This is a genomic window from Pseudomonas sp. LW8 (genome assembly GCF_041956865.1).
GTDB classification, from domain to species: domain Bacteria; phylum Pseudomonadota; class Gammaproteobacteria; order Pseudomonadales; family Pseudomonadaceae; genus Aquipseudomonas; species Aquipseudomonas siliginis.
In genome coordinates, this window is sequence record NZ_CP168138.1 from 418,486 (window position 1) to 443,953 (window position 25,468).

21 protein-coding genes and 1 riboswitch are annotated in these 25,468 nt (G+C 61.6%); of the genes, 15 read left to right on the forward strand and 6 right to left on the reverse strand.

Annotated elements, in window-relative coordinates; genetic code table 11:
* Positions 1–79: 79 nt before the first annotated feature.
* From AB9L16_RS02050 to hldE, 3 genes are all read left to right on the forward strand, one after another.
* Positions 80–1,252, forward strand: a complete 1,173-nt coding sequence (locus AB9L16_RS02050) for an O-antigen ligase family protein (RefSeq protein ID WP_375123032.1) — start codon at positions 80–82, stop codon at positions 1,250–1,252.
* A 15-nt stretch (positions 1,253–1,267) separates the two neighbouring features.
* The gene (gene msbA, locus AB9L16_RS02055; RefSeq protein WP_016771984.1) at positions 1,268–3,073 is read left to right on the forward strand and encodes a lipid A export permease/ATP-binding protein MsbA; all 1,806 of its coding nucleotides are present in this window, start codon (positions 1,268–1,270) and stop codon (positions 3,071–3,073) included.
* A 99-nt stretch (positions 3,074–3,172) separates the two neighbouring features.
* Positions 3,173–4,594: a bifunctional D-glycero-beta-D-manno-heptose-7-phosphate kinase/D-glycero-beta-D-manno-heptose 1-phosphate adenylyltransferase HldE gene (gene hldE / locus AB9L16_RS02060; protein WP_041477636.1), complete on the forward strand. Its 1,422-nt coding sequence runs from the start codon at positions 3,173–3,175 to the stop codon at positions 4,592–4,594.
* Positions 4,595–4,678: 84 nt separating this feature from the next.
* On the opposite strand, the gene AB9L16_RS02065 is transcribed toward hldE, so the two are convergent.
* From AB9L16_RS02065 to AB9L16_RS02080, 4 genes are all read right to left on the reverse strand, one after another.
* A complete protein-coding gene (locus AB9L16_RS02065; protein ID WP_041477637.1) occupies positions 4,679–5,647 on the reverse strand; it encodes a hypothetical protein in 969 nt (322 codons plus the stop codon).
* Positions 5,648–5,679: 32 nt separating this feature from the next.
* Entirely contained in the window at positions 5,680–6,492 is an 813-nt protein-coding gene (locus AB9L16_RS02070) for an aldo/keto reductase (RefSeq protein WP_095180984.1), read from the reverse strand.
* Positions 6,489–7,664, reverse strand: coding sequence for an NAD(P)/FAD-dependent oxidoreductase (locus AB9L16_RS02075; protein ID WP_375123033.1), 1,176 nt, complete (start codon positions 7,662–7,664; stop codon positions 6,489–6,491). Before AB9L16_RS02075 ends, AB9L16_RS02070 begins: the two co-directional genes overlap by 4 nt.
* Positions 7,665–7,866: 202 nt before the next feature.
* Positions 7,867–8,199, reverse strand: a complete 333-nt coding sequence (locus AB9L16_RS02080; protein WP_150638310.1) for a multidrug efflux SMR transporter — start codon at positions 8,197–8,199, stop codon at positions 7,867–7,869.
* A 108-nt stretch (positions 8,200–8,307) separates the two neighbouring features.
* On the opposite strand from AB9L16_RS02080, the gene AB9L16_RS02085 reads away from it, so the two are divergent.
* Positions 8,308–9,204, forward strand: a complete 897-nt coding sequence (locus AB9L16_RS02085) for a LysR family transcriptional regulator (protein WP_236168145.1) — start codon at positions 8,308–8,310, stop codon at positions 9,202–9,204.
* Between the two features lie 11 nt (positions 9,205–9,215).
* Positions 9,216–10,490, forward strand: coding sequence for a lipid IV(A) 3-deoxy-D-manno-octulosonic acid transferase (gene waaA / locus AB9L16_RS02090; protein ID WP_375123034.1), 1,275 nt, complete (start codon positions 9,216–9,218; stop codon positions 10,488–10,490).
* A gap of 91 nt (positions 10,491–10,581) precedes the next feature.
* On the opposite strand, the gene AB9L16_RS02095 is transcribed toward waaA, so the two are convergent.
* Positions 10,582–12,015, reverse strand: a complete 1,434-nt coding sequence (locus AB9L16_RS02095) for a TolC family outer membrane protein (protein WP_122707700.1) — start codon at positions 12,013–12,015, stop codon at positions 10,582–10,584.
* 204 nt (positions 12,016–12,219) lie between these two features.
* A riboswitch (TPP riboswitch) is annotated at positions 12,220–12,325 on the forward strand.
* Between the two features lie 145 nt (positions 12,326–12,470).
* Here AB9L16_RS02095 and thiC point away from each other — a divergent pair.
* Both thiC and cytX read left to right on the forward strand, forming a co-directional pair.
* The gene (gene thiC, locus AB9L16_RS02100) at positions 12,471–14,360 is read left to right on the forward strand and encodes a phosphomethylpyrimidine synthase ThiC (protein ID WP_375123035.1); all 1,890 of its coding nucleotides are present in this window, start codon (positions 12,471–12,473) and stop codon (positions 14,358–14,360) included.
* Between the two features lie 140 nt (positions 14,361–14,500).
* Complete coding sequence (gene cytX, locus AB9L16_RS02105) at positions 14,501–15,793, forward strand: putative hydroxymethylpyrimidine transporter CytX (protein ID WP_310219226.1); 1,293 nt, start codon at positions 14,501–14,503, stop codon at positions 15,791–15,793.
* On the opposite strand, the gene AB9L16_RS02110 is transcribed toward cytX, so the two are convergent.
* Complete coding sequence (locus tag AB9L16_RS02110; RefSeq protein WP_016771974.1) at positions 15,762–16,508, reverse strand: RsiV family protein; 747 nt, start codon at positions 16,506–16,508, stop codon at positions 15,762–15,764. The two genes, cytX and AB9L16_RS02110, sit on opposite strands and share 32 nt — an antisense overlap.
* 227 nt (positions 16,509–16,735) lie before the next feature.
* Here AB9L16_RS02110 and AB9L16_RS02115 point away from each other — a divergent pair, with 227 nt between their 5' ends.
* The 8 genes from AB9L16_RS02115 (at position 16,736) to parC (ending at position 25,339) form a co-directional block, all read left to right on the forward strand.
* A complete protein-coding gene (locus AB9L16_RS02115; protein ID WP_024011344.1) occupies positions 16,736–17,353 on the forward strand; it encodes an NUDIX domain-containing protein in 618 nt (205 codons plus the stop codon).
* The gene (locus AB9L16_RS02120) at positions 17,344–17,796 is read left to right on the forward strand and encodes a DUF1249 domain-containing protein (protein ID WP_016771972.1); all 453 of its coding nucleotides are present in this window, start codon (positions 17,344–17,346) and stop codon (positions 17,794–17,796) included. The genes AB9L16_RS02115 and AB9L16_RS02120 overlap by 10 nt, the downstream gene beginning before the upstream one ends.
* 97 nt (positions 17,797–17,893) lie before the next feature.
* A complete protein-coding gene (gene cpdA / locus AB9L16_RS02125) occupies positions 17,894–18,709 on the forward strand; it encodes a 3',5'-cyclic-AMP phosphodiesterase (protein WP_056787517.1) in 816 nt (271 codons plus the stop codon).
* Positions 18,710–18,999: 290 nt separating this feature from the next.
* Positions 19,000–19,608 (forward strand): YqiA/YcfP family alpha/beta fold hydrolase, encoded by a 609-nt coding sequence (locus tag AB9L16_RS02130; RefSeq protein WP_095180976.1) that lies wholly within the window; start codon positions 19,000–19,002, stop codon positions 19,606–19,608.
* Positions 19,609–19,649: 41 nt separating this feature from the next.
* Complete coding sequence (parE, locus tag AB9L16_RS02135) at positions 19,650–21,557, forward strand: DNA topoisomerase IV subunit B (RefSeq protein WP_095180975.1); 1,908 nt, start codon at positions 19,650–19,652, stop codon at positions 21,555–21,557.
* The gene (locus tag AB9L16_RS02140; RefSeq protein WP_375123036.1) at positions 21,557–22,546 is read left to right on the forward strand and encodes an esterase-like activity of phytase family protein; all 990 of its coding nucleotides are present in this window, start codon (positions 21,557–21,559) and stop codon (positions 22,544–22,546) included. The genes parE and AB9L16_RS02140 overlap by 1 nt, the downstream gene beginning before the upstream one ends.
* On the forward strand, positions 22,543–23,067 hold the full coding sequence (locus tag AB9L16_RS02145) for a TIGR02281 family clan AA aspartic protease (RefSeq protein WP_150741673.1): 525 nt from the start codon (positions 22,543–22,545) through the stop codon (positions 23,065–23,067). The genes AB9L16_RS02140 and AB9L16_RS02145 overlap by 4 nt, the downstream gene beginning before the upstream one ends.
* 7 nt (positions 23,068–23,074) lie before the next feature.
* On the forward strand, positions 23,075–25,339 hold the full coding sequence (parC, locus tag AB9L16_RS02150) for a DNA topoisomerase IV subunit A (protein ID WP_024011349.1): 2,265 nt from the start codon (positions 23,075–23,077) through the stop codon (positions 25,337–25,339).
* The last annotated feature ends 129 nt before the right edge of the window (positions 25,340–25,468 follow it).

Here is a 25,468-nt window from a genome sequence, read left to right on the forward strand (position 1 = left end):
GTAGCGGGCAATGATGCCGAAAAGTTTCGATTTTAACCATGCCGCGTCGCATGGGCGAACCCTTGTCAGGAGCAGATTGATGCAGGAAACACGCTGGGCGCAACTATGGATGGCGACGGGGCTCTTGTGGTTTTTACTGGCTATTGCCGTAGCGCCCACCAACAAGGTCTACCAGCAGGGGCTGGTGGCTCTCGTCTGGTTGCCGGCGCTAGTGCTGGGCTGGGCCGCGCGGCACCGCGTCAGAGAAGTGCTCCATGAACAACGCTGGATCTACCTGCCATTGCTCGGATTGCTGGTCTGGTCGCTGATCAGTCTGGCATGGACAAACGCACCGGAAACGGGCCGCGAGGCCAAGCGTCTGTTGTATATCGTGGTGTTCCTGCTGTTTTTTCCGGTGTTCGCCAGCGGACGCCCAGAGCGATTGATTCGTCTCATGCAGTGGGGCGGGCTGGGATTGGCAGTAACTGCGCTGGTGGCCATCGTCAGGTTTTACGTCATCGAAGGTAACGCCTGGTCTGCCCGGGTGGAAGGGCTGGGTGAGCTGGCGCATCCGATCCTCGGCGGCTATGTCATCGGCCTGGCGGCGGTGTGGCTGGCCCTGTGGGCGCCGCGTGGCGTGATGTGGCAAGGGGTCTGGACACTGGCGTTGGCGGTGCTGGGTATCTTTGTACTGATGAGTCAGAGTCGAGGCGCGGCGCTGGCGTTGTTTCTGACCATCCTGGCCATGCCGATCTGGTGTCGTGACCGCCACAGCCGAATCGTCGCAGCCGTGGCCCTGGTGGTGGCGATTGTGGCGCTGTGGCTGTTCGAACCGTTGGTGCTGGCGCGCGGAGTTTCCTTTCGTCCGCAGATTCTGATGGCCTCTCTGGATATGATTGCCCAACATCCCTGGGGTGGGTTGGGCCTGGGTGGGGACTACAGGGTTTTCTGGTCGGGCATGACCTTCGATCACGCCCACAATCTGTTCACCCACGTTGCGATCGTGCTGGGTCTGCCGGGACTGCTGTTGTGGTCTGCCGTCTGGTTCGCCGTTATTTTCCAGGCGTGGAAAGTTCGGGAAACGCTGTATGCCCGGGGGATCATCGGTATCTGGCTGTTCTCGACACTGGCGATGCAGTTCGACGCTGCCAGCCTCACCGGCACCCCGCGCGCCGAGTGGTTCATCAGCTGGCTGCCGTTGGGGCTTGCCAGCGTTTTGGTATGGGCGCGGGCCAATGGCAGCGCTTGTGATAAAATTTCGCGTTCTTCTTAACCAGTGAGCTCTACGATGACTGACGCACCGCCCAAAGCGGAACAGGAATCCAGCCTGAAAATCTACTTTCGGCTGTTGGGGTACGTAAAACCCTATATCGGTCTTTTCCTGCTGAGTATCGTGGGCTTCGTGATCTTTGCTTCCACGCAACCAATGCTGGCCGGGATTCTCAAGTATTTTGTCGATGGCCTGAGCAACCCGGAAGCGGTGCTCTTCCCCAACGTTCCCTATCTGCGAGACGTGCAATTGCTGATGGCTGTGCCGTTGCTGATCATCCTGATCGCAGCGTGGCAAGGCCTCGGCTCGTTTCTCGGCAACTATTACCTGGCGAGGGTTTCGTTGGGGCTGGTGCATGACCTGCGTATCGAACTGTTCAACAAGCTGTTGGTACTGCCCAATCGCTATTTCGATACCCATAACTCGGGTCATCTGATCTCGCGCATCACTTTCAACGTGACCATGGTCACCGGCGCCGCCACGGATGCCATCAAAGTGGTGATCCGCGAAGGCCTGACCGTGGTTTTCCTGTTCGCCTATCTGCTGTGGATGAACTGGAAACTGACTCTGGTGATGCTGGCCATTCTGCCGGTGATCGCGTTCATGGTCGGCAACACCAGCAAGAAATTCCGCAAGCAGAGCAAGAAGATTCAAGTGGCCATGGGCGACGTCACCCATGTGGCTTCCGAAACCATTCAAGGCTATCGCGTCGTGCGCAGTTTTGGTGGCGAAGCTTATGAGCAGCAGCGTTTTGCGGCGGCCAGCCAGAGCAACACCGACAAACAGTTGCGTATGACCAAGACTGGCGCGGTGTATACGCCGATGCTGCAGCTGGTGATCTACACCGCCATGGCGGTGTTGATGTTCCTGGTGTTGTTCCTGAGGGGTGATGCAACGGCCGGTGATCTGGTCGCCTACATCACGGCTGCCGGTTTGCTGCCCAAACCGATCCGGCAATTGTCTGAAGTCAGCTCGACCATTCAGAAAGGTGTGGCCGGCGCCGAAAGCATTTTCGAGCAGCTCGATGTCGAGCCGGAAATCGACACCGGTACGATCGAGCGTGATCGGGTCAGTGGCCATCTGGCGGTGAACAACCTCAGCTTCACTTACCCGGGCACTGAACGGGAAGTGCTGAAAAACATCAGCTTCACCGCGTCGCCAGGTCAGATGATCGCCCTGGTCGGGCGTTCCGGCAGCGGCAAATCGACGCTGGCCAGTCTCATTCCGCGCTTCTATCACCACGAGACCGGCGAAATCCTGCTCGATGATGTCGAAATCGAGGACTATCGTCTGCGCAATCTGCGTCGCCATGTAGCGCAAGTGACCCAGCACGTGACGCTGTTCAACGACACCATCGCCAACAACATCGCTTACGGCGATCTGGCAGGCGCGCCTCGCGAAGATATCGAGAAAGCCGCCAGGGATGCATTTGCCATGGACTTCATCGCGCAGATGCCTCAAGGCCTGGATACCCAGGTCGGCGAGAACGGTGTGCTGTTGTCTGGCGGACAGCGTCAGCGCCTGGCGATTGCCCGGGCCTTGCTGAAAAACGCCCCGCTGCTGATCCTCGACGAAGCGACGTCGGCCCTTGATACCGAGTCCGAGCGGCACATTCAGGCGGCACTCGACCATGTCATGAAAGGCCGCACCACGCTGGTGATTGCCCACCGTTTGTCGACCATCGAGAAGGCCGATCTGATCCTCGTCATGGATCAGGGCGAGATCGTCGAACGCGGCACTCATGCCCAACTGCTTGCTCATAATGGCTACTACGCGCGTCTGCATGCGATGGGGCTGGATGCCCCGGCTGAAGACATTGCCTGATCTGCAGATGAGGGTGGGCCAGCCTCACCCTCGTGTATTCCCGGCGCGCGCGATCCTGTTAATATCGCGCCCCTGTTCATTTTGTATGTGGGTTGCTCCATGAAATTGTCGATGCCGCGATTCGATCAAGCCCCTGTCTTGGTGGTCGGCGATGTCATGCTCGACCGTTACTGGCATGGCGGAACCTCACGGATTTCCCCTGAGGCACCGGTGCCGGTGGTCAAGGTCGAGCAGATCGAAGATCGCCCGGGCGGTGCCGCCAACGTGGCGCTGAACATTGCCGCGCTGGGTGCACCGGCATCGCTGGTGGGCGTGACCGGCGATGACGAAGCCGCCGACAGCCTGAGCAACAGTCTCAAGGGCGCGGGCGTGCGCGCCTTGTTTCAGCGCATCGCGCACCAGCCGACCATCGTCAAGCTGCGGGTCATGAGCCGGCACCAGCAGTTGCTGCGTATCGATTTCGAAGAAGTGTTCGCCACCGATGCTCTGGCACTGGCCGCGCAGGTTGACGGGTTGCTTGAAGGCATCAAGGTGCTGGTGTTGTCGGATTACGGTAAAGGCGCACTGAAAAATCACCAGGCCCTGATCCAGGCCGCCCGTGCCAAAGGTATACCGGTATTGGCTGATCCGAAGGGCAAGGACTTTTCGATCTACCGCGGTGCCAGCCTGATCACACCGAATCTCAGCGAGTTCGAAACCATCGTCGGTGGTTGCGCCGATGAGCACGAACTGGTGAGCAAGGGCGCCGTCCTGATGCAGGAGCTCGACCTCGGCGCGCTGCTGGTGACCCGTGGTGAACACGGCATGACCTTGCTGCGTCCGGATCATCCGGCGTTGCATCTGCCGGCCCGCGCCCGCGAAGTGTTCGACGTGACCGGTGCCGGCGATACGGTGATTTCGACCCTGGCCGCGGCCATTGCCGCTGGCGAAGAACTGCCGCACGCCGTGGCGCTGGCCAATCTGGCAGCAGGCATCGTCGTCGGCAAGTTGGGTACCGCCGCGATCAGCGCCCCGGAACTGCGCCGCGCCATTCAGCGCGAAGAAGGTTCGGAGCGAGGCGTGCTGGGACTTGAGCAGCTGCTGCTGGCGGTTGACGATGCCCGTGCGCACAACGAGCGGATTGTCTTCACCAATGGCTGCTTCGATATCCTGCATGCCGGCCACGTGACCTATCTGGAACAGGCCCGCGCTCAGGGCGACCGTCTGATCGTGGCGGTCAACGATGACGCCTCGGTCAGCCGCCTGAAAGGCCCGGGCCGGCCGATCAACAGCGTGGATCGCCGCATGGCGGTACTCGCCGGTCTTGGCGCGGTGGACTGGGTGATCAGCTTCTCTGAAGGCACACCGGAAAACCTGCTGCGCGAGGTCAAGCCGGACGTGCTGGTCAAGGGCGGCGATTACGGCATTGATCAGGTGGTCGGCGCGGATATCGTCACCGCTTACGGCGGCACCGTGAAAGTGCTGGGGCTGGTGGAAAACAGCTCGACGACAGCGATCGTGGAAAAGATCCGCGGCCAATAAGATCAAAAGATCGCAGCCTGCGGCAGCTCCTACACGGGAATACATTCCAATGCAGGAGTCGTCGAAGGCTGCGATTTTTTGCTTTCAGGAATTCACTTTCTTGCGCGGTACGATTTTCTTCAGCAGCTGCCTGGCCTTGCCGCGCAGGCGTGCCAGTCCAGTAGCCTTCTCGGGTGGCGTCAGACCCTGTTGGCGCAACCAGTCCTTCCAGCGAATCCGCTCATCACGCACCAACCAGCCATCCTGTCGCGCGAAGCTTTCGGCCAGATACAGACCGCGGGTACTCGCCGGATACAGTTGATCCTTTTTCAGGGTGTACAACTCAGGCAGCGGCTGGCCGTCGTGCAATGGCATCAAGTACAGGTCTGGCCGTTTGCGATCGAGCCGCGCCACCAGTTGATCGCCTTCCAGACGCTCGTCGACATGAAACAGGCTCAAGGACTTCGCCTCCTTGGGCACGTCCAGGCGCAAGTCATAGATCAATTGCAGGGACGCCGTCGGCAGATGCACGTACGCCCGTGGTCGCTCCAGCAATTGCAGGTTGGCGCAGCGCACCGGACGCGCCGAACCGGACAACGGCGTCAGGCGAAACGGCAACGCCTCACGGTAATGCAGCGCAGCGGAGTAGGGCGCCGGCAACCAAGTCTCGTTGAAACGCCCGCCGAGCCAGCCTTCCGGGGTTTCCAGCAGACACTCTTCGGCAATCTCCTGAATCGCCGTGTGCAGCGGAATATTCAGCTCATGGGCCGGCACGTAGCCGGAAATCAGCTTCAATACCACGTCGCCGCGATCCTGCCGACGCTGGCGCACCAGCACCCAGTAATCGCGATTCTGCCAGTGCAGGGTCAGGCGCACGGACACGCCGAGGTTGGCCAGCTCCAGGGCAAAGCGCTCGCTGTCGGCAACACTGACCGGTTTGCGCCGTTGCAGGGTCTGGGCGAAGTTCAGCGGCATGCCGACGCTCTGATAGCTCAGGCCTTCGGGCGTGGCTTCGACGAACAGCGGCAGTGTTTTGAAGTTGCTCGGGTTCTTGCGGATGAGCGTGCGCGGCATATCGGCTCCTGGCTTAAGGCCGCGGGGCGGCGTCAGTGACTACGCAGGACCTGGGCAACGGTCGCTACGTTATGGGCGAGGTGCAGCGGATTGATCGTGCCGACAATAGCACTGGCAACGCCGGGATGAGTGAACAGCAACTCGAAGCTGGCGCGCACCGGATCGACTCCCGGACTCAGACAGACATGACCGCTGGCCAGGGCTTTTTTCACCAGAATGGCTTTGCCGTGGGCAGCAGCATAGTCAATGACCGCCTTTTCGTTTTGTTCGTTCAGATTGTAGGTGACCATCGCGCAGTCGCCTTGCTCCAGCGCTTTCAAGCCGCCTTCGACGGTTTTGCCGGAAAACCCGAAGCCGCGAATCTTGCCCTCGGCCTTCAGCGCCGCGAGGGTGGCGTAGACCTCTTCGTGCTCGAGGATGGCCATGTCGTTGCCGTCCGAGTGCACGAGGACCAGATCGATAAAATCCGTTTCCAGACGTTGCAGGCTGCGCTCGACCGACATTCGCGTGTGCGCAGCGCTGAAGTCGTGGCGCGACAGGCCATCGGCAAACTCTTCGCCGACCTTGCTGACGATCACCCAGTCCTGACGCTGGCCGCGCAGCAGCGGGCCGAGGCGTTCTTCGCTGCGACCATAGGCCGGTGCGGTGTCGATCAGGTTGATGCCCAGATCGCGCGCCTGGCGCAGCAGCATGCGCGCTTCATCATCGCCGGGAATCTGAAAGCCGTTGGGGTATTTCACCCCTTGATCGCGGCCGAGTTTGACCGTGCCCAGGCCCAGCGGCGAAACCGTCAGGCCGGTGCTACCCAGTGGGCGATGCAGTTCGTGCAGAGTGGCGATGCTCATGGCAGCAGTTGCTCCCACGCGGGTACACCGAGCGGTGGTTTCGGCAGCGGCGGCAGCGGATCAGTCGCCTGCGGCTGGATGCCGTCGCGTTGCAGCGAGGCGATAACGCGGTCGGCGAAGTCCGGCGCCAGTGCCAGTTTGGTCGGCCAGCCGACGAGCAAGCGACCTTCCTCGGCGAGGAATGCGTTGTCCGGACGGGTCAGGCCGGTTTGCAGCGGCTCCGCGCGGTCGACGCGCAGGGTGGCCCATTGCGTGGTGCTGAGGTCGATCCACGGCAGCAATTGGCCGATTTCCTTTTGCGCGGTGGCGATCTGTTCGGCTGGTTCGCGGGCCACGCCTTCGCTTTCGGCGATGTCGCCGCCCATGTACCAGACCCACTGGCCATCAGCCGCCGGATGCGTGGTCACGGTGATGCGCGGCTTGGTCCCGCCGCCCAGGCAGTGCGCGTACAGCGGTTTCAAACCGGGGCCCTTGGCGAGGATCATGTGCAGGGGGCGGCGCTGCATGACCGGACGGCTCAGGCCCAGGGCTTCAAGCAGTTCGGCCGTGCCGGCGCCGGCGCTGAGGACGATGCGCTGAGCGCGGATCTCACGGCCGTCGACTTTCAGGCCGACCAGCACGCCGGCTTCCAGCAGCGGCTCGATGACCTGCCCGGCGAGCAGACCGTCACCGGCCAGATCGGCGAGGCGCTGGATCAGGCTCGGGACATCCACTACCAGTTCGGCGAGGCGATAGACCTTGCCCTTGAAACGCTTGTCTTGCAGGGCCAGCGGCAGTTCATCGCCCTTGACCTGATCGACCCGGCCACGCACGGCTTTGCTGGCGAAGAAACTGGTCAGGTTGCCGGCCAAAGTGCCTGGCGACCACAGGTAATGGGCTTCGGACAGCAGACGTACGCCGGACAGATCCAGCTCACCATTACCGGCCAGCGCCTCGCGCCAGCGGCGCGGCATGTCGGCGATGGCTTCCGAGGCCCCGGTCAGCGCGCCGTGCAGCGCGTACTTGGCACCGCCGTGGATGATGCCCTGGGACTTCACGCTCTGCCCGCCACCGAGGCTGGCGCTTTCCACCAGCACGGTCGAGAAACCCTGACCGCGCAGGCGCGCATTCAGCCAGAGGCCGGCGACACCAGCGCCGACAATCAGAACGTCGGTGGAAATAACGGATGGCATGCAGCGACCTCAGTGCTCAAGACGAGGGCGCAGTATACAGACTCGGGAAAGGGGCGGATTTGTCGATGATCAACATGCCGAACATATGGGCCAATGTGGGAGCGAGCCTGCTCGCGAAGAGGGAATGCCAGTCGACATATGTGTTGACTGATGTACCGCATTCGCGAGCAGGCTCGCTCCCACAGGGGATTGTGTCTGGCAGTTAATGGCCGGCGGTTTTCGAGAACAATTGAATCACCACCACGCCCAGCACGATCAACGCCATCCCCAGCATCGCCGGGATATCCAGCTTCTGCCCATAGATAAACAGTGCCGCCACGCTGACCATCACAATGCCCATACCGGCCCAGACCGCGTAGGCCACGCCGACCGGAACGGTGCGCACTACCAGCGTCAGCATCCAGAATGCAATCCCGTAGCCGACAATCACCAGAATCAGCGGTAGAGGGGTGCTGAAGCCCTTGACCGCTTTCATCGAAACGGTGGCGATCACTTCGGCGCAGATGGCGATGGCCAGATAGACGTAGGCGTTCATGGTTTCGATCCTCAAATAAATCTTTGCTTGCTGAGGCGACATTTTAGGGATTGCTCAGATGGGGTAAAGTCATTACCTATCTGTTCTATAGATGGGTTGGTAGCAAGCATGCAATGGAATCTCGAGCAGCTGCGGGTATTTGTCGACGTCGCCGAACAGCGATCGTTCTCCGCCGTGGCACGTCGACAACGCAAGGCGCAATCGGCGATCAGCAGTGCTGTCGCGATGCTCGAAGAGGATTTGCGCGTGAGCCTGTTCGAGCGCAGCAGTGGCCGTCAGCCCAGTCTCACCGAGGCGGGCGAGGCATTGCTGGAAGAGGCGCGGGAAGTGTTGCGCCAGTGCGAGCGCCTCAACGGCCGCGCGATGGCCATGCTGCGCGGCCAGGAGGCGCAGTTGCGGGTGGCTCAGGACGAGGCGATGCCCTATCAGGCGCTGGTGGAAAGTTTCGGCGAACTGGCCGAGCAGTTTCCCAGCCTGGAAGTGCAACTGACCAGCGCCGCCCAAGGCGAAGTCGCGCGCAAACTGGTCGAACGCCGGGCCGATCTTGGCTTGTTGTTCTATCACGATGAAATCCCCGAAGCCCTTGAGCGGCGCGTACTAGGTCGAGTGGAAATGGTCACGGTCTGTGGCGTCAATCATCCGTTGGCGCAGCAGTCCTATGTGACCTGCCAGCAACTGGCGCAGCACCGGCAATTGCTGATGTCGACGCAGACCAGCGTCTATCCCGGCAACGAGCCGGCCAGCCCACAGGTATGGCGCGCCGACAGTTTTTACGTAATGTCCGAATGGCTGGTGCGCGATCTCGGCTGGGCCTGGTTGCCGCGCCACGTTGTGCAGTACTCGGCGTATCAAGGCCAGATGATTGAGCTCGACAGCGAATGGACGCCGCCAGCGCTGGTGGTGGAACTGGTCTGGCGCCGCGACGAACCGCTCGGCCCGGCCGCGCGCTGGCTGGCGGAACGTTTTGCCGTGCACTTGCGGGCGATCGGCGACAAAAGCCGATAAACTCCGCCGCCATGAATAGAACTCTCTACACCGCGCTGTTTTACCTGGGGCTGCCATTGGTGGCGATTCGGCTATGGCTGCGTGCGCGCAAGGCGCCGGCGTATGCCAAACGGATTGGCGAACGTTTCACTTATCGCATGCCCACCCTGCAGCCCGGTGGCATCTGGGTGCACGCGGTGTCGGTCGGCGAAAGCATTGCCGCCGCGCCGATGATCCGCGCGCTGCTGGACCGCTATCCGACGCTGCCGATCACCGTGACCTGCATGACCCCGACCGGTTCGGAGCGGATTCAGGCACTGTTCGCCAACGAGCCGCGCATTCAACACTGCTATCTGCCGTATGACTTGCCTTGTGCGGCGGCGCGTTTTCTTGATCGCGTGCAGCCCAGGCTTGCAGTGATCATGGAGACCGAGTTGTGGCCTAATCATATTCATCAATGTGCCAAGCGCGGGATTCCGGTGGCGTTGGCCAATGGGCGGTTGTCGCAGCGCTCCGCCAAAGGCTATGGCCGCTTCAGCAAACTCACTGCGCCGATGCTTGCCGAGATGAGCCTGTTGGCGGTGCAGACCGAAGCCGAGGCCCAGCGCTTCCGCGATCTTGGCGCGCGTTCGGAAACCGTTGAAGTCACTGGTTCGATCAAGTTCGACCTGACCATCGACCCGCAACTGTTGCAGCGTGCAGCCGAACTGCGTAGCCAGTGGCAGGCACAGGATCGTCCCGTGTGGATCGCCGCCAGCACTCACGAAGGCGAAGACGAAGTGGTGCTCGACGCCCATCGTCGTTTGCTGGGCAGGCATCCCGATGCGTTGCTGATTCTGGTGCCGCGTCATCCCGAGCGTTTCAATTCGGTGTTCGACTTGTGCCAGCGCGAAGGTTTCGCCACGGTACGTCGCTCGACCGGGGCCAATGTCGATGCGCAGACGAGCGTGCTGCTTGGCGACACCATGGGCGAGTTGCTGTTTCTCTATGCCCTGGCCGACAGCGCATTTGTCGGCGGCAGTCTGGTGCCGAACGGCGGGCACAACCTGCTCGAACCCGCCGCGCTGGCGAAACCGGTACTCAGCGGCCCGCACCTGTTCAACTTCCTCGACATCGCCGCGCAATTGCGCGAAGCCGGGGCGTTGGCCGAAGTGGATGATGCCGAAGGCCTCGCAGTCGAGGTGCAGCGCTTGTTCGAACTGCCACGTGATGCGCAGCGCATGGCCGAGGCCGGGCTGGCGGTGATGCGGCGCAATCAGGGCGCGTTGCAGCGGCTGCTGGATAGCTTGGGCAGATTGATCAAGTAAGCAAAAAGATCGCAGCCTTCGGCAGCTCCTACAGTTGGAATGCATTTCCCTGTAGGAGCTGCCGAAGGCTGCGATCTTTTGTTTTTAACGCTTAAGGCCGGGCCTTGAGCTGCGCCTCAGCCGCCGACGCCAGATCCGGCGGCAGGAAATCCTTGTCCGGGTTGTAATCGGCTTTCAGATAGCGCCGCAGATCTTCCAGATCACCCGGGTTCAGCGTCCCCGCTGCCTGCTTCAGGCGCAGGTTGTCGAGGATGTAGTCGTAGCGGGTGTTGTTGTAGTTGCGCACCGAGGTGTACAGCTGGCGTTGCGCGTCGAGCACGTCGACGATGTTGCGCGTGCCGACCTGATAACCGATTTCCGTAGCTTCCACCGCACTCTGGTTGGAGATGATCGACTGGCGGCGCGCCTGCACCTGCTCGACGTCGGTGTTCACCGCGCGGTGCAGATTGCGGGTGTTTTCAACTACTTGCCGGCGCAGCGATTCGCGCTGCTGTTCGCTCTGATCCAGTTGCGCATAGGACTGACGCACTTGCGAACTTGTCAGCCCGCCGCTGTAGATCGGGATGTTCAGTTGCAGGCCCAGCGTGCTCTGCTCGACGTTGCCGCCATAAGGTGCGCCGAACGAGTTGGGGTTGGCGAAGCCGAGGGCGTCGTTGTCGCCTTTCTCGTATTTCGCCACGGCATCGAGGGTCGGCAAATGGCCGGCCTTGCGCTGCTTGAGCGTCTGCTCGGCGGAGCTGACCGCGTAGTTGCTGGCTAGCAGATTGAGGTTCTGCCGCGCCGCCGTGTCGACCCAGGATTTCGCATCGTTGGGCGAGGGCGGCAGAATCGGCAGCGTGTGGACGATGCCCTGAATCGAGTTGTACTGACGGTTGGTCAGGGTGATCAACGCCTGGAACGCATCATCGACCTGACGCTGGGCGACGATGCGGTTGGCTCGCGCGGTGTCGTAACTGGCTTGCGATTGCAGCACGTCGGTCTTGTCCGAAAGGCCGACATCGAAGCGCTCGTTGGACTGATCGAGCTGACGTTTGAACGCCGCTTCTTCAGCCTTGGTCGAGGCCAGATTGTCCTGGCTGCGCAGCACGTTGAAGTAGCTTTCGGCGCTCTGCAGGATCAGGTTCTGCTCGGTGGCCGAGAGCTGCAGCGCGGCCTGTTCGTTGACGTCTTTGGCTGCTTGATACTGGAACCAGCGATCGGCGCGGAACAGCGGCTGCGCGAGTGTCGCCTGGTAGGAATGCGCGCTGCGGTTGGCGATGGCCGAAGGCTGGTCGATCGAGGTGCGCACGTCAGCAACTTCGGCGCCACCGGACAGGTTCGGCAGCAGACCGGCGCGGGCTTGCGGCACCACTTCTTTCTGCGCGCCATACTGGGCGCGGGCCGCGGCGAGGTCGGCGTTATTGTCGACCGCTTCCTGATAGACGCTGACCAGATCGGTTTTGGTCGACAAGGGTGCTTCCGCTGCCCAGGCCATTGTGTTGGACGCACAGGACACGGCAACAGCCAATGAAAGTTTGCGCAGCATGAGGCGATCCCTAGCATGAATATTATGGAAGTAATCCGGGCGCCAAAGGTAAGGCGCAGCCCACACAGCGTCAAGGCTGGGCAGGCCAAGCGAGTGTAGTTGCGCATTGCTCCGGCAACAATCGGCCAGCCTGGGTATTTACGCCATTCATCATGGCGTTCGCTGCGGTGTTGGCGTTCCTTGATGGTTGTGTCTAGACTGGCCGGGTTCTTGTCGGGGTGCCTTGCTATGAGGCTGAGATCGAATAATTTCGGATCCCGTTGAACCTGATCAGGTTAGCGCCTGCGTAGGGAACAAGATTTCTCGTCACCCGGCGAGTCCTCTTGTGCTTCGTCCGGGATATTGTTCGACAATCGAACGCTCATGACGAATGCACAGCACCGGTCCTGGTGCGTCCGTGCCTTTCAGGTTCTGCTCCGACAATCCACTGCTGGATGCTGTCTGGAGAGCCCGTGATGACAACAAAAGAAAAAAACGCGATCAACCTGAGTGACTCGGCCATGGTCGACGAGCAATCGGTCAAGCCGTTCACCCGTTCGCAAAAAATCTACGTTCAGGGCTCGCGCCCGGACATCCGCGTGCCGATGCGCGAAATCAGCCTCGATGTAACCCCGACCGATTTCGGCGGCGAGATCAATGCGCCGGTCACGGTCTACGACACCTCCGGCCCGTACACCGACCCGAACGTGGTCATCGATGTGCGCAAAGGTCTGGCCGATGTGCGTTCAGCGTGGATCGATGACCGTGGCGATACCGAGCGCCTGCCGGGCCTGAGCTCGAACTTCGGCCAGCAGCGTCTGGCCGATGCCGAGCTGACCAAACTGCGCTTCGCCCACGTCAACAACCCGCGCCGCGCCAAGGCCGGGGCCAACGTCAGCCAGATGCACTACGCGCGCAAAGGCATCATCACCGCCGAGATGGAATACGTTGCCATCCGCGAAAACATGAAACTGCAAGAAGCCCGTGCGGCCGGTTTGCTCAAGCAGCAACATGCCGGCCACAGCTTCGGCGCAAGCATTCCGCAAGAAATCACCCCTGAATTCGTCCGCGAAGAAATCGCCCGTGGCCGCGCGATCATTCCCGCCAACATCAACCACGTCGAACTGGAACCGATGATCATCGGCCGTAACTTCCTGGTGAAGATCAACGGCAACATCGGCAACAGCGCCCTGGGTTCTTCGATCGAAGAAGAAGTGGCGAAACTGACCTGGGGCATTCGCTGGGGCTCGGACACGGTGATGGACCTGTCCACCGGCAAACACATTCACGAAACCCGCGAGTGGATCATCCGCAACTCGCCGGTGCCGATCGGTACCGTGCCGATCTATCAGGCGCTGGAGAAGGTCAACGGCGTCGCTGAAGACCTGACCTGGGAGTTGTTCCGCGACACCCTGATCGAACAGGCCGAGCAGGGCGTCGACTACTTCACCATTCACGCCGGCGTGCTCCTGCGCTACGTGCCGCTGACCGCCAAACGCGTCACCGGCATCGTCTCCCGTGGCGGTTCGATCATGGCCAAGTGGTGCCTGGCGCACCACAAAGAGAACTTCCTCTACACCCACTTCGACGAAATCTGCGAAATCATGAAGGCCTACGACGTCAGCTTCTCGCTGGGCGATGGCCTGCGTCCGGGCTCGATTGCCGACGCCAACGACGAAGCGCAATTCGGCGAACTGGAAACCCTCGGCGAGCTGACCAAGATCGCCTGGAAACACGACGTGCAATGCATGATCGAAGGCCCGGGCCACGTGCCGATGCAATTGATCAAAGAGAACATGGACAAGCAGCTCGAATGCTGCGATGAGGCGCCGTTCTACACCCTCGGCCCGCTGACTACCGACATTGCGCCGGGCTACGACCACATCACTTCCGGTATCGGCGCGGCGATGATCGGCTGGTTCGGTTGCGCGATGCTCTGCTACGTGACGCCGAAGGAGCACTTGGGCCTGCCGAACAAGGATGACGTGAAGACCGGGATCATCACTTACAAGATCGCCGCACACGCAGCGGACCTGGCCAAGGGACACCCGGGCGCGCAGATCCGTGATAACGCACTGAGCAAGGCGCGTTTCGAATTCCGCTGGGAAGACCAGTTCAACCTCGGCCTGGACCCGGACACCGCACGTTCCTATCACGACGAAACCCTGCCGAAGGACTCGGCCAAGGTCGCGCATTTCTGCTCGATGTGCGGGCCGAAATTCTGCTCGATGAAGATCACCCAGGAAGTCCGTGAATACGCGGCCAACCAACGCATCAACGCGGTCGACGTGGACGTCGCCAAAGGCCTCGCGGAACAGGCCGAGCGGTTCAAGAAGGAAGGCAGTCAGCTGTACAAGAAAGTTTGACCCCGTACTGATCGTTCCCGCGCTCCGCGTGGGAATGCAGCCCGTGACGCTCCGCGTCACTGGACGCGGAGCGTCCCGAGAGGCATTCCCACGCAGAGCGTGGGAACGATCACAACAAATGTCCCTTTGAGATAACACCCTTGAGCATTCAACCCGGCACCTATTCCCCCGATCTCGCCGTCCCCGCTGCAAAGCGTGTGTTCGGCGGGCGCGATCTGCTTTCCCTGTGGTTCTCCCTCGGCATCGGCCTGATGGTTTTGCAGACCGGCGCATTGCTCGCGCCGGGTCTGGGTCTGTCCGGTTCTTTGCTGGCGATCTTCCTTGGCACGCTGGTGGGCGTGCTGTTGCTGGCTGCAGTCGGCGTGATCGGCAGCGACACCGGCCTTTCATCGATGGCGGCGCTGAAGCTCAGCCTCGGCAGCAAAGGCGCGAGCCTGCCGGCGCTGCTCAATCTGCTGCAACTGATCGGCTGGGGCTCGTTCGAAATCATCGTCATGCGCGACGCTGCCAGTCTGCTCGGCAGCCGCGCCTTCAGCGAAGGCTCGCTGTGGGCCAATCCGATTCTGTGGACGCTGTTCTTCGGTGCGCTGGCGACCTTGCTCGCGGTGAGCGGGCCGTTGACGTTCGTGCGGCAGATTCTGCGCAAGTGGGGCATCTGGCTGTTGCTCGCCGCGTGCCTGTGGCTGACCTGGAACCTGTTCGCCAAAGCCGACCTCGCGGCGCTGTGGGCGCGCGCCGGTGACGGTTCGATGCCGTTCGCCGTGGGCTTCGACATTGCCATCGCCATGCCGCTGTCGTGGCTGCCGCTGATTGCCGACTACTCGCGTTTCGGCAAGCGTGCGAAGAATGTTTTCGGTGGCACGGCTGTCGGTTTCTTCATCGGTAACTTCTGGCTGATGAGCCTTGGCGTGGCCTACACCCTGGCGTTCGCGCCGAGCGGTGAAGTCAATGCGTTGCTGCTGGCCTTGGCTGGCGCCGGCCTGGGCATTCCGCTGTTGCTGATTCTGCTCGACGAGTCGGAAAACGCTTTTGCCGATATACATTCGGCAGCGGTCTCGAGCGGGATTCTGTTGCGTCTGAAAGTCGAGCATCTGGCCTTGGCCATCGGCGTGATCTGCACGCTGATCGCACTGCTGGCGCCATTGGCGCAGTACCAGAATTTCCTGCTGTTGATCGGCTCGGTGTTCGCGCCGCTGTTCGGCGTGGTGCTGGTGGATCACTTCATCCTGCGCAAACGCAGTGCTCAGGTCGCGTCAGCCGCATTGCGCTGGCCGGCGTTGCTGGCGTGGCTGGGTGGTGTGAGCACCTACCACTTGCTGGCGAATCTGTATCCGGATGTCGGCGCAACCCTGCCGGCGCTGGTGCTGGCAGGATTGCTTCAACTGGTGCTGGGCCGGGCCTTCAGTTACGGCCGGGAAACAGCTCAGGCTTGAGAATGCCGTTCAGGCGCGGGTAAGGGATCTTCAGTTCGACGTGGCCCAGCGCATATGGCGCGATAGTGGTCACGTCGTACTTGAGGATCACGCCGCCGTAGGTCAGCGCCACGTGCGGGGTTTTCACGAACGGCCAGTTCGCGACGAATTCCGCCTCCTGATCGAGTTTGGTACTGATCAGCCAACTGTTGTGCGCCACTTGCGCGGCTTTCCAGAACGCCTCTTCCTGCCCCGGCAGCAACATGTCGGACAGGTTCAGCACCTTGTGCTGCTGGCGCGAATAGTTGATGAAACCGCGACCCGGCGTGCCGTGGGCGCCGCCGGTGTCGAGGTAGCTCGACAGCTCGATGATCACCAGTCCGTCATGCTGCTCGCGTACTTTCGCTTGCAGATAGCTGCTGTTGCGCGGGCCGGCGCTGGCGAGGAACTGCTCGCGGTAGGCGGCCAGGGTTGGCGCTACCGGCGCGTTCTTCTCGGTGCGGGTCATTTGCAGCAGACGTTTTTCGATGATGCCATCCAGCGCCGGTTCGTCCGGGAAGCGCAGGGTGTCGATGTTCACCAGCGGGCAATCGGGGTTGGAACAGCCGGGTTTGAGTTGTTCCGAGGCGTCGCGGGTGGTTTCCAGCGGCGTGCGATAGTTGGGCTGGAACAGGCTGGCACAAGCGCCCAGAGTCAGGGCAATAGCGGCCACAGAGGCAATTTTGAAAAGCGACATGAGCGTCCTTTCGAAAGCAGGGGAAGGCAAAAAGATACCGCTTCGACTCTCAACGGAGCAGTCAGTTCGCCACTAAGCTGATTAGAGTGTGTTTCACCGTCACCGTCCATCCCGCTGACGGTAAAGGGGCTGCATCAAACGGTGCGGGCGCGTTAGGATGGCGCGAAGTCGAGGTTGCCGGTTGTACACAGCAACCTCGTAATGGATGTGCAGTAAAGAGGAAGATTATGACTGACTTTGCCAACGCCATTCCGACCGCCGTCGATATCGTGCGGCGCGAAAAATGCTACGAGGGCTTTTACAAGCTTGACCGTGTGCACCTGCGCCATGAGTTGTTCGCCGGTGGCATGAGCCGCGAGATCAATCGTGAAATCTTCGTGCGCCACGATGCCGTGTGCGTCCTGCCTTACGATCCGCAGCGCGATGAAGTGGTGTTGATCGAGCAGTTTCGTGTCGGCGCCATGGGCAAGGCCGACAACCCGTGGCTGGTCGAACTGGTCGCCGGTCTGATCGACAAGGATGAGCAACCGGAAGAAGTTGCTCACCGCGAGGCGCAGGAGGAAGCTGGGCTGGACATCAAGGCGTTGTGGCCGATGACCAAGTACTTCCCCTCCCCGGGTGGCAGCAACGAATTCGTGCATTTGTATCTGGGGCGTTGCAGCACCGACGGTGTCGGCGGTCTGCACGGGCTGGAAGAAGAGGCCGAAGACATTCGCGTAACGGTCTGGGCATTTGAAGATGCCTTGCAGGCCGTGCGTGACGGACGGATTGCCAACGCGGCGAGCATCATCGCCTTGCAGTGGCTGGCGCTGAACCGCGCCGAAGTGAGGGGGCTATGGTCGTAAACAAGCTGCGCGATCGTTATCGGGTTGACCTCGTAGGGCTGCAAGCCGCCTGCGAGGCCAACTACGCGCGCCTGATGCGACTGCTGCCGGACATGCGCAACGAACCCGAAGCGCGGCGTATCGCCGTGACCCAGGGCGAGCAGATGCTTGGAGTGCTCGCTCTCGAGGTGTTGCAGACCTGCCCGTACACCACGACCTTGCAGGTGCGCCAGGAGCACAGTCTGCCGTGGTTGCCGGTGCCGCAACTGGAAGTGCAGGTCTACCACGACGCGCGCATGGCCGAAGTGGTCAGCGCCGAGCATGCACGACGCTTTCGCGGCATCTATCCTTATCCGAACGCCGCCATGCACCAGCCCGATGAAAAGGCCCAGCTCAATGTGTTTCTGGGCGAATGGCTGAGTCATTGCCTGGCGTTGGGGCACGAGTACGAAGTCGTTCGCTAGTTGTGAACTGCGTCCGCTTCGGCGGTTTCCCCTTTTTGTCATCCCCCAGCATAATTGCCGCACCCATCCATTGCGTGCTTAGCCCCGGGAGAGCGCCTTGCCCAGCGTATCGACATTGACCAGCGCCGACCCGGCGCTGCTGGTGCAGTTGTCCGACAGCCACTTGTTCGCCGAGGCGGACGGCACGCTGCTGGGCATGAAGACCCGCGAGAGCCTGCAAAGGGTCATCGACCTGGTGTTGGCGCAACAGGCGCAGATCGACCTGGTGCTGGCCACCGGCGATATTTCCCAGGACGGCACGCTGCAGTCGTATCAGGCATTCCGCCAACTGAGCGCGCAGATCAGTGCACCCGCGCGCTGGATTCCCGGCAATCACGACGAGCCGATGGTCATGGCCGAGGCGGCGGTGCAAAGCACGCTGCTGGAGCCGGTGGTCGATATTGGCAATTGGCGGGTGACGATGCTGGATTCGGCGGTGCCGGGTTCGGTGCCGGGCTATCTGCAGGATGATCAATTGCAACTGCTCGCCCGCGCGCTGAGCGAGGCGCCTGAGCGCCATCATCTGGTGTGCCTGCATCATCATCCGGTGTCGATCGGCTGCGCGTGGATGGAGCCGATCGGCTTGCGCAACCCGGAAGCGTTCTTTGAAGTGCTGGATCGCTTTCCACAGGTTCGCGCGGTGCTGTGGGGGCATGTGCATCAGGAAATCGATCGCGACCGCAATGGCGTGCGCTTGATGGCCTCGCCCTCGACGTGTATCCAGTTCGAGCCGGGGAGTGCGGATTTCAAAGTGGGCGAGCAGGCGCCGGGGTATCGCTGGTTGCGATTGTTGCCGGACGGGAAATTGGAAACGGGCGTCGAAAGAGTCACCGACTTCGAGTTCACAGTCGATTACGGCTCCAACGGTTACTGAACTGACAATCAAAGACCCTCACCCCAGCCCTCTCCCAGAGGGAGAGGGGGCCGACCGCGGTGTCTTTGGCTGTGCATCGACCTGAAACAGCGATATCGATTATGGATTCGCAGCAAAACGCTCAGGTCGGTGTAGCTCTCGAATATCCCCCAGTCGGTTCCCTCTCCCTCCGGGAGAGGGTTAGGGTGAGGGCAGCTTGTGCTGTCACACCAATTTATTGAACCCACCCCCAATCCCGGTCCTTCTCCCTGTAAACTCCGCTATCTTTCGCCGACAGCCAGGGAGCTCAAATGTCCGGTTCGATCCTCTATATCCACGGTTTCAACAGCGCGCCGGCCTCGAAGAAGGCCTGTCAGCTGGTCGCGGTCATGGAGCAGCTGGGTTTGAGCGGGCAATTGCGCGTGCCGGCGCTGCATCACCATCCGCGTGAAGCCATCGGTCAGCTCGAGCAGGCAATCGCCGAGCTGGGCCGGCCGTTGCTGGTGGGAAGTTCGCTCGGCGGCTACTATGCGACTCACCTGGCCGAGCGCCATGGCCTGAAAGCCCTGCTGGTCAACCCGGCGGTCAGCCCGCACCGGATGTTCGATGGTTATCTGGGCACGCAGCAGAACCTCTACACCGATGAAACCTGGGAACTGACCCACGACCACGTCACGGCGCTGGCCGAACTGGAAGTGCCACCACCGCAGGATCCGCAGCGTTATCAGGTCTGGTTGCAAACCGGCGACGAAACGCTGGATTATCGGCTCGCCCAACAGTATTACCGCGCCTGTGCCCTGCGCATCCAGGCGGGCGGCGACCACAGTTTCCAGGGCTTTGCCGGGCAATTGCCGGCGTTGCTGAGTTTTGCCGGCATGGCTGCCGATATGTATCAGGCAATCGATTTCACCACGCTGTGAAGTCTTGCCCCTCTTTCATGAATGACTGACGACGAGACCTTATGGCCACTCCCAGCGCTAGTTCTTATAACGCCGACGCCATCGAAGTCCTCTCGGGCCTCGACCCGGTGCGCAAACGCCCCGGCATGTACACCGACACCAGTCGGCCGAACCACCTCGCCCAGGAAGTCATCGACAACAGCGTCGACGAAGCCCTGGCCGGCCACGCCAAATCGGTGCAGGTCATCCTGCACGCCGACCATTCGCTGGAAGTCAGCGACGACGGCCGTGGCATGCCGGTCGACATTCACCCGGAAGAGGGTGTGTCCGGCGTCGAACTGATCCTCACCAAGCTGCATGCGGGCGGCAAGTTCTCCAACAAGAACTACCAGTTCTCCGGCGGCTTGCACGGTGTGGGTATTTCCGTGGTCAACGCGCTGTCGACCGAAGTGCGCGTACGGGTCAAACGTGACGGCAACGAATACCAGATGACCTTCAAGGACGGCTTCAAGGCCTCCGAGCTGGAAATCGTCGGCACCGTCGGCAAGCGCAACACCGGCACCAGCGTGTACTTCGCGCCGGACCCGAAATACTTCGACTCACCGAAATTCTCCATCAGCCGCCTCAAGCATGTGCTCAAGGCCAAGGCTGTGTTGTGCCCGGGCTTGCTGGTCAGCTTCGAAGACAAAGGCACCGGCGAGAAAGTCGAGTGGCATTACGAAGATGGCCTGCGCTCCTACCTGGTCGATGCGGTCAGCGAATTCGAACGTCTGCCGAACGAGCCGTTCTGCGGCGCTTTCGCCGGTAATAAAGAAGCGGTCGACTGGGCACTGTTGTGGCTGCCGGAAGGTGGCGACGCGGTGCAGGAAAGCTACGTCAACCTGATCCCGACCGCCCAAGGCGGTACGCACGTCAACGGCCTGCGTCAGGGTCTGCTCGACGCGATGCGCGAGTTCTGCGAGTTCCGCAGCCTGCTGCCACGCGGCGTGAAACTCGCGCCGGAAGACGTCTGGGAGCGCATCGCTTTCGTCCTGTCGATGAAAATGCAGGAGCCGCAATTCTCCGGCCAGACCAAAGAGCGTCTGTCTTCCCGTGAGGCAGCGGCGTTCGTCTCCGGTGTGGTGAAAGACGCTTTCAGCCTGTGGCTCAATGCCAACCCGGAAACCGGTCTGGCCCTGGCCGAATTGGCGATCAACAACGCCGGCCGCCGTCTCAAGGCGAGCAAGAAAGTCGAGCGCAAACGCGTCACCCAAGGTCCGGCGCTGCCGGGCAAACTGGCTGACTGCGCCGGGCAGGACCCGATGCGTTCCGAGCTGTTCCTGGTCGAGGGTGACTCCGCCGGCGGTTCGGCCAAACAGGCGCGGGACAAGGAGTTCCAGGCGATCCTGCCGTTGCGCGGCAAGATCCTCAACACCTGGGAAGTCGACGGCAGCGAAGTGCTCGCCAGCCAGGAAGTGCATAACATCGCCGTGGCCATCGGCGTCGATCCGGGCGCGGCGGACATGAGCCAGCTGCGCTACGGCAAGATCTGCATCCTCGCCGACGCCGACTCCGACGGTCTGCACATTGCGACTTTGCTGTGTGCGCTGTTCGTCCAGCATTTCCGCCCGTTGGTGGATGCCGGTCACGTCTACGTGGCGATGCCGCCGCTGTACCGCATCGACCTCGGCAAAGAGATCTACTACGCCCTCGACGAAGCCGAGCGCGACGGCATTCTCGATCGCCTGGTGGCCGAAAAGAAACGCGGCAAGCCGCAGGTCACCCGATTCAAAGGTCTGGGTGAAATGAACCCGCCGCAGTTGCGTGAAACCACCATGGACCCGAACACGCGGCGTCTGGTGCAGTTGACGCTGGGCGAAGACTTCGCCGAAACCTCGGAAATGATGGATATGCTGCTGGCGAAGAAACGCGCCGGTGACCGCAAGACCTGGCTCGAATCCAAAGGCAACCTCGCCGAGGTGCTGGCCTGATGCAGTTTGGCTGGGCCTTGGCGGGTGCGTTGCTGCTGAGTGCGCTGAGCGTGTCGGCCGAGCCGCTGCAACAATTGCGGCTGCTTTCCGAACACCCGGTCGAAGGCATGCGCGGCGGTAACCTGTCGGGTCTGGCCATGTGCGGCAATGAGCTGTGGACGGTTTCCGATCGCGATGACGAGCAGATCTATCGGCTCGATACCCGCGATCCGGTCTGGCAGGCGCAAACCGTGCACATCGACGTGCCGCCTGTGCCGGAGAGCGGCTTGCCGTGGGGCTTGAGCTCGCGCACTTGGGCGGCGTCGTTCATTCGCGGGGGCGAACTGGATTTCGAAGGCATCAGTTGCGACAGCGCTGGCAATCGCTACATCGTCAGCGAAGCCCATGCGGCGGTGTTGCAGGTGCCGGTCAGTGGCCCGGCGAACTGGCTGAAAATCTCGCCGCTGCTGGTTCGCGAAGCGCGGGCGAGCGGCCTGTTGCTGAAGTTCAATTCGATCTTCGAAGGCCTGGCGATCAACCCGGCCGGTGATCAGATATGGCTGGCCGCCGAACGGCAAAAGCGCGGCCTGCTGCTGATCAAGCGCCAGCAGACGGTGTGGGATTGTGACGGTCGCTGCGTGCTGGTCAGTGAGGGCGGCAAGGAGATGCAGCCGCCACAGTTTCCGAAAGCCAAAGCGGTTCACCGCGACTTTTCCGACATTTCCTTGTTCAACGGCAAGCTGTTTAGCCTGGAACGCAACGCTTTCGAGATCTGCCGTCGCGATGCACAGACGGCCAAGGTCGAGCAATGCTGGTCGTATGCTGGCGAACTGTTGCAGGAAAATCGCCGTTACTCGCAGAACTACGGACTGGAGGAAGCGCTGATCATCGACGTCGAGGGTGCGTGGATCGGCGTCGACAACAATTTTGGCCCGCGTGCCGACGGCGAAGTCCGCCCGGTGGTCTGGCGCTTCGCCGCGCCGGACGGTGGCTGGAGTGCCAGGCCATGAGCCAGCAACCGCCGGGCAAGCGTGCCGGTCGGGTGCTAATGGTCCTCGCCTGGTGCGCGGCACTGTTTCTCGCGACGAAATTTTTTGGGCAGTGGGAGCAGCGCCAGCAGAATCCGAACATCGTGGTCACGTCGGAGCAGGGCGAAGGTTTTATCGAAGTGAAACTGGCGAGCAATGCCCAAGGGCATTTTGTCGCCAGCGGCCAGATCAACGGCGAGCCGGTGGAGTTCATGCTCGACACCGGCGCGACCGATGTCGCGATCCCGGCGGATCTGGCCAAGCGTTTGAAGCTGCAAGAAGGTTTCGGCGTGACCCTGAGCACGGCCAATGGCCTGAGCCAGGGCTATCGAACGAAGATTGCCCGCCTGCAACTGGGCGACATCGTGCTGCGGGATGTCCGCGCACTGGTGGCGCCGGGGCTGCATGGCGACCAGGTGCTGCTCGGCATGAGCGCCCTGAACAAACTTGAATTTACCCAGCGCGGTGGCACCATGCTGCTGCGCCAGACAACGAACCGATGAGGCCCGCATGAGCGACTCCCTTGATCTCAGCCTGGATGGTGTAGAACGCCGCTCGCTGGCTGACTTCACCGAAAATGCCTACCTCAACTACTCCATGTACGTGATCATGGACCGCGCCTTGCCGCATATCGGCGACGGCCTGAAGCCGGTACAGCGGCGTATCGTCTACGCCATGAGCGAACTGGGGCTGGACGCTGATTCCAAGCACAAGAAATCGGCGCGTACCGTCGGTGACGTGCTCGGCAAGTTCCACCCCCACGGCGATTCGGCGTGCTACGAAGCGATGGTGCTGATGGCGCAGCCGTTCAGCTATCGCTACACGCTGGTCGACGGCCAGGGCAACTGGGGTGCGCCGGACGATCCGAAGTCCTTCGCCGCCATGCGTTACACCGAAGCGCGGCTGTCGCGCTATTCCGAAGTGCTGCTCAGCGAACTGGGCCAGGGCACCGCGGACTGGGGGCCGAACTTCGACGGCACCCTGCAGGAGCCGCTGGTGTTGCCGGCGCGCCTGCCGAACATTCTGCTCAACGGCACCACCGGTATCGCCGTGGGCATGGCCACCGATGTGCCGCCGCACAACCTGCGTGAAGTCGCCACCGCCTGCGTGCGCTTGCTGGATGAGCCGAAAGCCACGGTCGAACAGCTCTGCGAACACATTCAGGGTCCGGATTATCCGACCGAAGCGGAAATCATCACGCCGCGCGCCGACCTGCTGAAGATGTACGAAACCGGCAAGGGCTCGGTGCGTATGCGCGCCGTGTACCACGTCGAGGATGGCGACATCATCGTCACCGCGCTGCCGCATCAGGTCTCCGGCGCCAAGGTGCTGGAGCAGATCGCCGCGTTGATGCAGGCCAAACCGTCGAAAGCGCCGCAGATCGCCGATCTGCGTGACGAATCCGACCACGAAAACCCGTGCCGCATCGTGATCATCCCGGTCAACAGCCGCGTCGATCACGAAGCGCTGATGCAGCACCTGTTCGCCAGCACCGAGCTGGAGTCGACCTACCGGGTCAACGTCAACATCATCGGTCTGGACGGCAAGCCGCAGCTGAAAAACCTCCGTGCGCTGCTGGTCGAATGGCTGGAATTCCGCGTGCTGACCGTGCGTCGCCGCCTGCAATTCCGCCTCGACAAGGTCGAGCGTCGCCTGCACCTGTTGGACGGTTTGCTGATCGCCTACCTCAACCTGGATGAAGTGATCCACATCATCCGCACCGAGGAACACCCGAAAGCCAAGCTCATCGAGCGTTTCGCCCTCAGCGAGATCCAGGCCGACTACATTCTCGACACCCGTCTGCGTCAGTTGGCGCGACTGGAAGAAATGAAGCTGCGCGACGAGCAGGACGAACTGCTCAAGGAGCAAGCCAAGCTGCAAGCCCTGCTGGGCAGCGAAGCGAAGCTGAAGAAACTGGTGCGCACCGAGCTGCTCAAAGACGCCGAAACCTACGGCGACGACCGCCGCTCGCCAATCGTCGAGCGCGCCGAAGCCAAGGCGCTGAGCGAACACGATCTGCTGCCGAACGAGAAAGTCACCGTCGTGCTGTCGGAAAAAGGCTGGGTGCGTTCGGCCAAGGGCCACGACATCGACGCTACCGGTCTGTCGTACAAGGCCGGCGATGGCTTCAAGACCTCGGCGGCGGGGCGCTCCAACCAGTTTGCCGTGTTCATCGATTCCACCGGTCGCAGCTACTCGGTTGCCGCGCATACCTTGCCGTCGGCCCGTGGCCAGGGCGAACCCTTGACCGGCCGTCTGACGCCGCCACCGGGCGCTTCGTTCGAATGCGTGCTGATGCCCGAAGACGATGCGCTGTACGTGATTGCGTCCGATGCCGGTTACGGCTTCGTGGTCAAAGGCGAAGACCTGCAAGCGAAGAACAAGGCCGGCAAGGCCCTGTTGAGCCTGCCGAACAACGCCAAGGTCATCGCGCCGCGCCCTGTGGCCGATCGTGAGCAGAACTGGCTGGCCTCGGTCACGACCGAAGGTCGCCTGCTGATCTTCAAAATCAGCGATCTGCCACAATTAGGTAAGGGCAAAGGCAACAAGATCATCGGTATATCCGGTGAACGCGTGGCCAGTCGCGAAGAATATGTCACGGACATCGCCGTCCTGCCGGAAGGCGCCACCCTGGTATTGCAGGCTGGCAAACGGACCCTGTCGCTGAAAGCCGACGACCTCGAGCACTACAAAGGTGAGCGTGGACGGCGCGGAAACAAACTTCCGCGGGGCTTCCAGAGAGTGGATGCGCTGCTCGTCGAAAACCTCAATTAGGCGAGAACGCCTTCCTAGAGCGTTCGATCTGCGATTAAACGCGTAGATCGACGCTTTGGCGCTGGAGTCGGAACGCATATTCACGGATGATATGGCCTTTCAAGCGCCGGCGTGGCCGAGCGTTCTTCA

What these genes read in the sequence shown, in the direction of transcription:
- AB9L16_RS02070 (WP_095180984.1), bottom strand. Translation starts at nt 6,492, where the DNA reads ATGAGCATCGCCACTCTGCACGAACTGCATCGCCCACTGGGTAGCACC.
- AB9L16_RS02115 (WP_024011344.1), top strand. Translation starts at nt 16,736, where the DNA reads ATGACTGACTTTGCCAACGCCATTCCGACCGCCGTCGATATCGTGCGG.
- parC (WP_024011349.1), top strand. Translation starts at nt 23,075, where the DNA reads ATGAGCGACTCCCTTGATCTCAGCCTGGATGGTGTAGAACGCCGCTCG.
- AB9L16_RS02130 (WP_095180976.1), top strand. Translation starts at nt 19,000, where the DNA reads ATGTCCGGTTCGATCCTCTATATCCACGGTTTCAACAGCGCGCCGGCC.
- hldE (WP_041477636.1), top strand. Translation starts at nt 3,173, where the DNA reads ATGAAATTGTCGATGCCGCGATTCGATCAAGCCCCTGTCTTGGTGGTC.
- AB9L16_RS02140 (WP_375123036.1), top strand. Translation starts at nt 21,557, where the DNA reads ATGCAGTTTGGCTGGGCCTTGGCGGGTGCGTTGCTGCTGAGTGCGCTG.
- msbA (WP_016771984.1), top strand. Translation starts at nt 1,268, where the DNA reads ATGACTGACGCACCGCCCAAAGCGGAACAGGAATCCAGCCTGAAAATC.
- thiC (WP_375123035.1), top strand. Translation starts at nt 12,471, where the DNA reads ATGACAACAAAAGAAAAAAACGCGATCAACCTGAGTGACTCGGCCATG.
- AB9L16_RS02050 (WP_375123032.1), top strand. Translation starts at nt 80, where the DNA reads ATGCAGGAAACACGCTGGGCGCAACTATGGATGGCGACGGGGCTCTTG.
- waaA (WP_375123034.1), top strand. Translation starts at nt 9,216, where the DNA reads ATGAATAGAACTCTCTACACCGCGCTGTTTTACCTGGGGCTGCCATTG.
- AB9L16_RS02085 (WP_236168145.1), top strand. Translation starts at nt 8,308, where the DNA reads ATGCAATGGAATCTCGAGCAGCTGCGGGTATTTGTCGACGTCGCCGAA.
- AB9L16_RS02145 (WP_150741673.1), top strand. Translation starts at nt 22,543, where the DNA reads ATGAGCCAGCAACCGCCGGGCAAGCGTGCCGGTCGGGTGCTAATGGTC.
- AB9L16_RS02110 (WP_016771974.1), bottom strand. Translation starts at nt 16,508, where the DNA reads ATGTCGCTTTTCAAAATTGCCTCTGTGGCCGCTATTGCCCTGACTCTG.
- AB9L16_RS02075 (WP_375123033.1), bottom strand. Translation starts at nt 7,664, where the DNA reads ATGCCATCCGTTATTTCCACCGACGTTCTGATTGTCGGCGCTGGTGTC.
- parE (WP_095180975.1), top strand. Translation starts at nt 19,650, where the DNA reads ATGGCCACTCCCAGCGCTAGTTCTTATAACGCCGACGCCATCGAAGTC.
- AB9L16_RS02095 (WP_122707700.1), bottom strand. Translation starts at nt 12,015, where the DNA reads ATGCTGCGCAAACTTTCATTGGCTGTTGCCGTGTCCTGTGCGTCCAAC.
- AB9L16_RS02080 (WP_150638310.1), bottom strand. Translation starts at nt 8,199, where the DNA reads ATGAACGCCTACGTCTATCTGGCCATCGCCATCTGCGCCGAAGTGATC.
- AB9L16_RS02120 (WP_016771972.1), top strand. Translation starts at nt 17,344, where the DNA reads ATGGTCGTAAACAAGCTGCGCGATCGTTATCGGGTTGACCTCGTAGGG.
- AB9L16_RS02065 (WP_041477637.1), bottom strand. Translation starts at nt 5,647, where the DNA reads ATGCCGCGCACGCTCATCCGCAAGAACCCGAGCAACTTCAAAACACTG.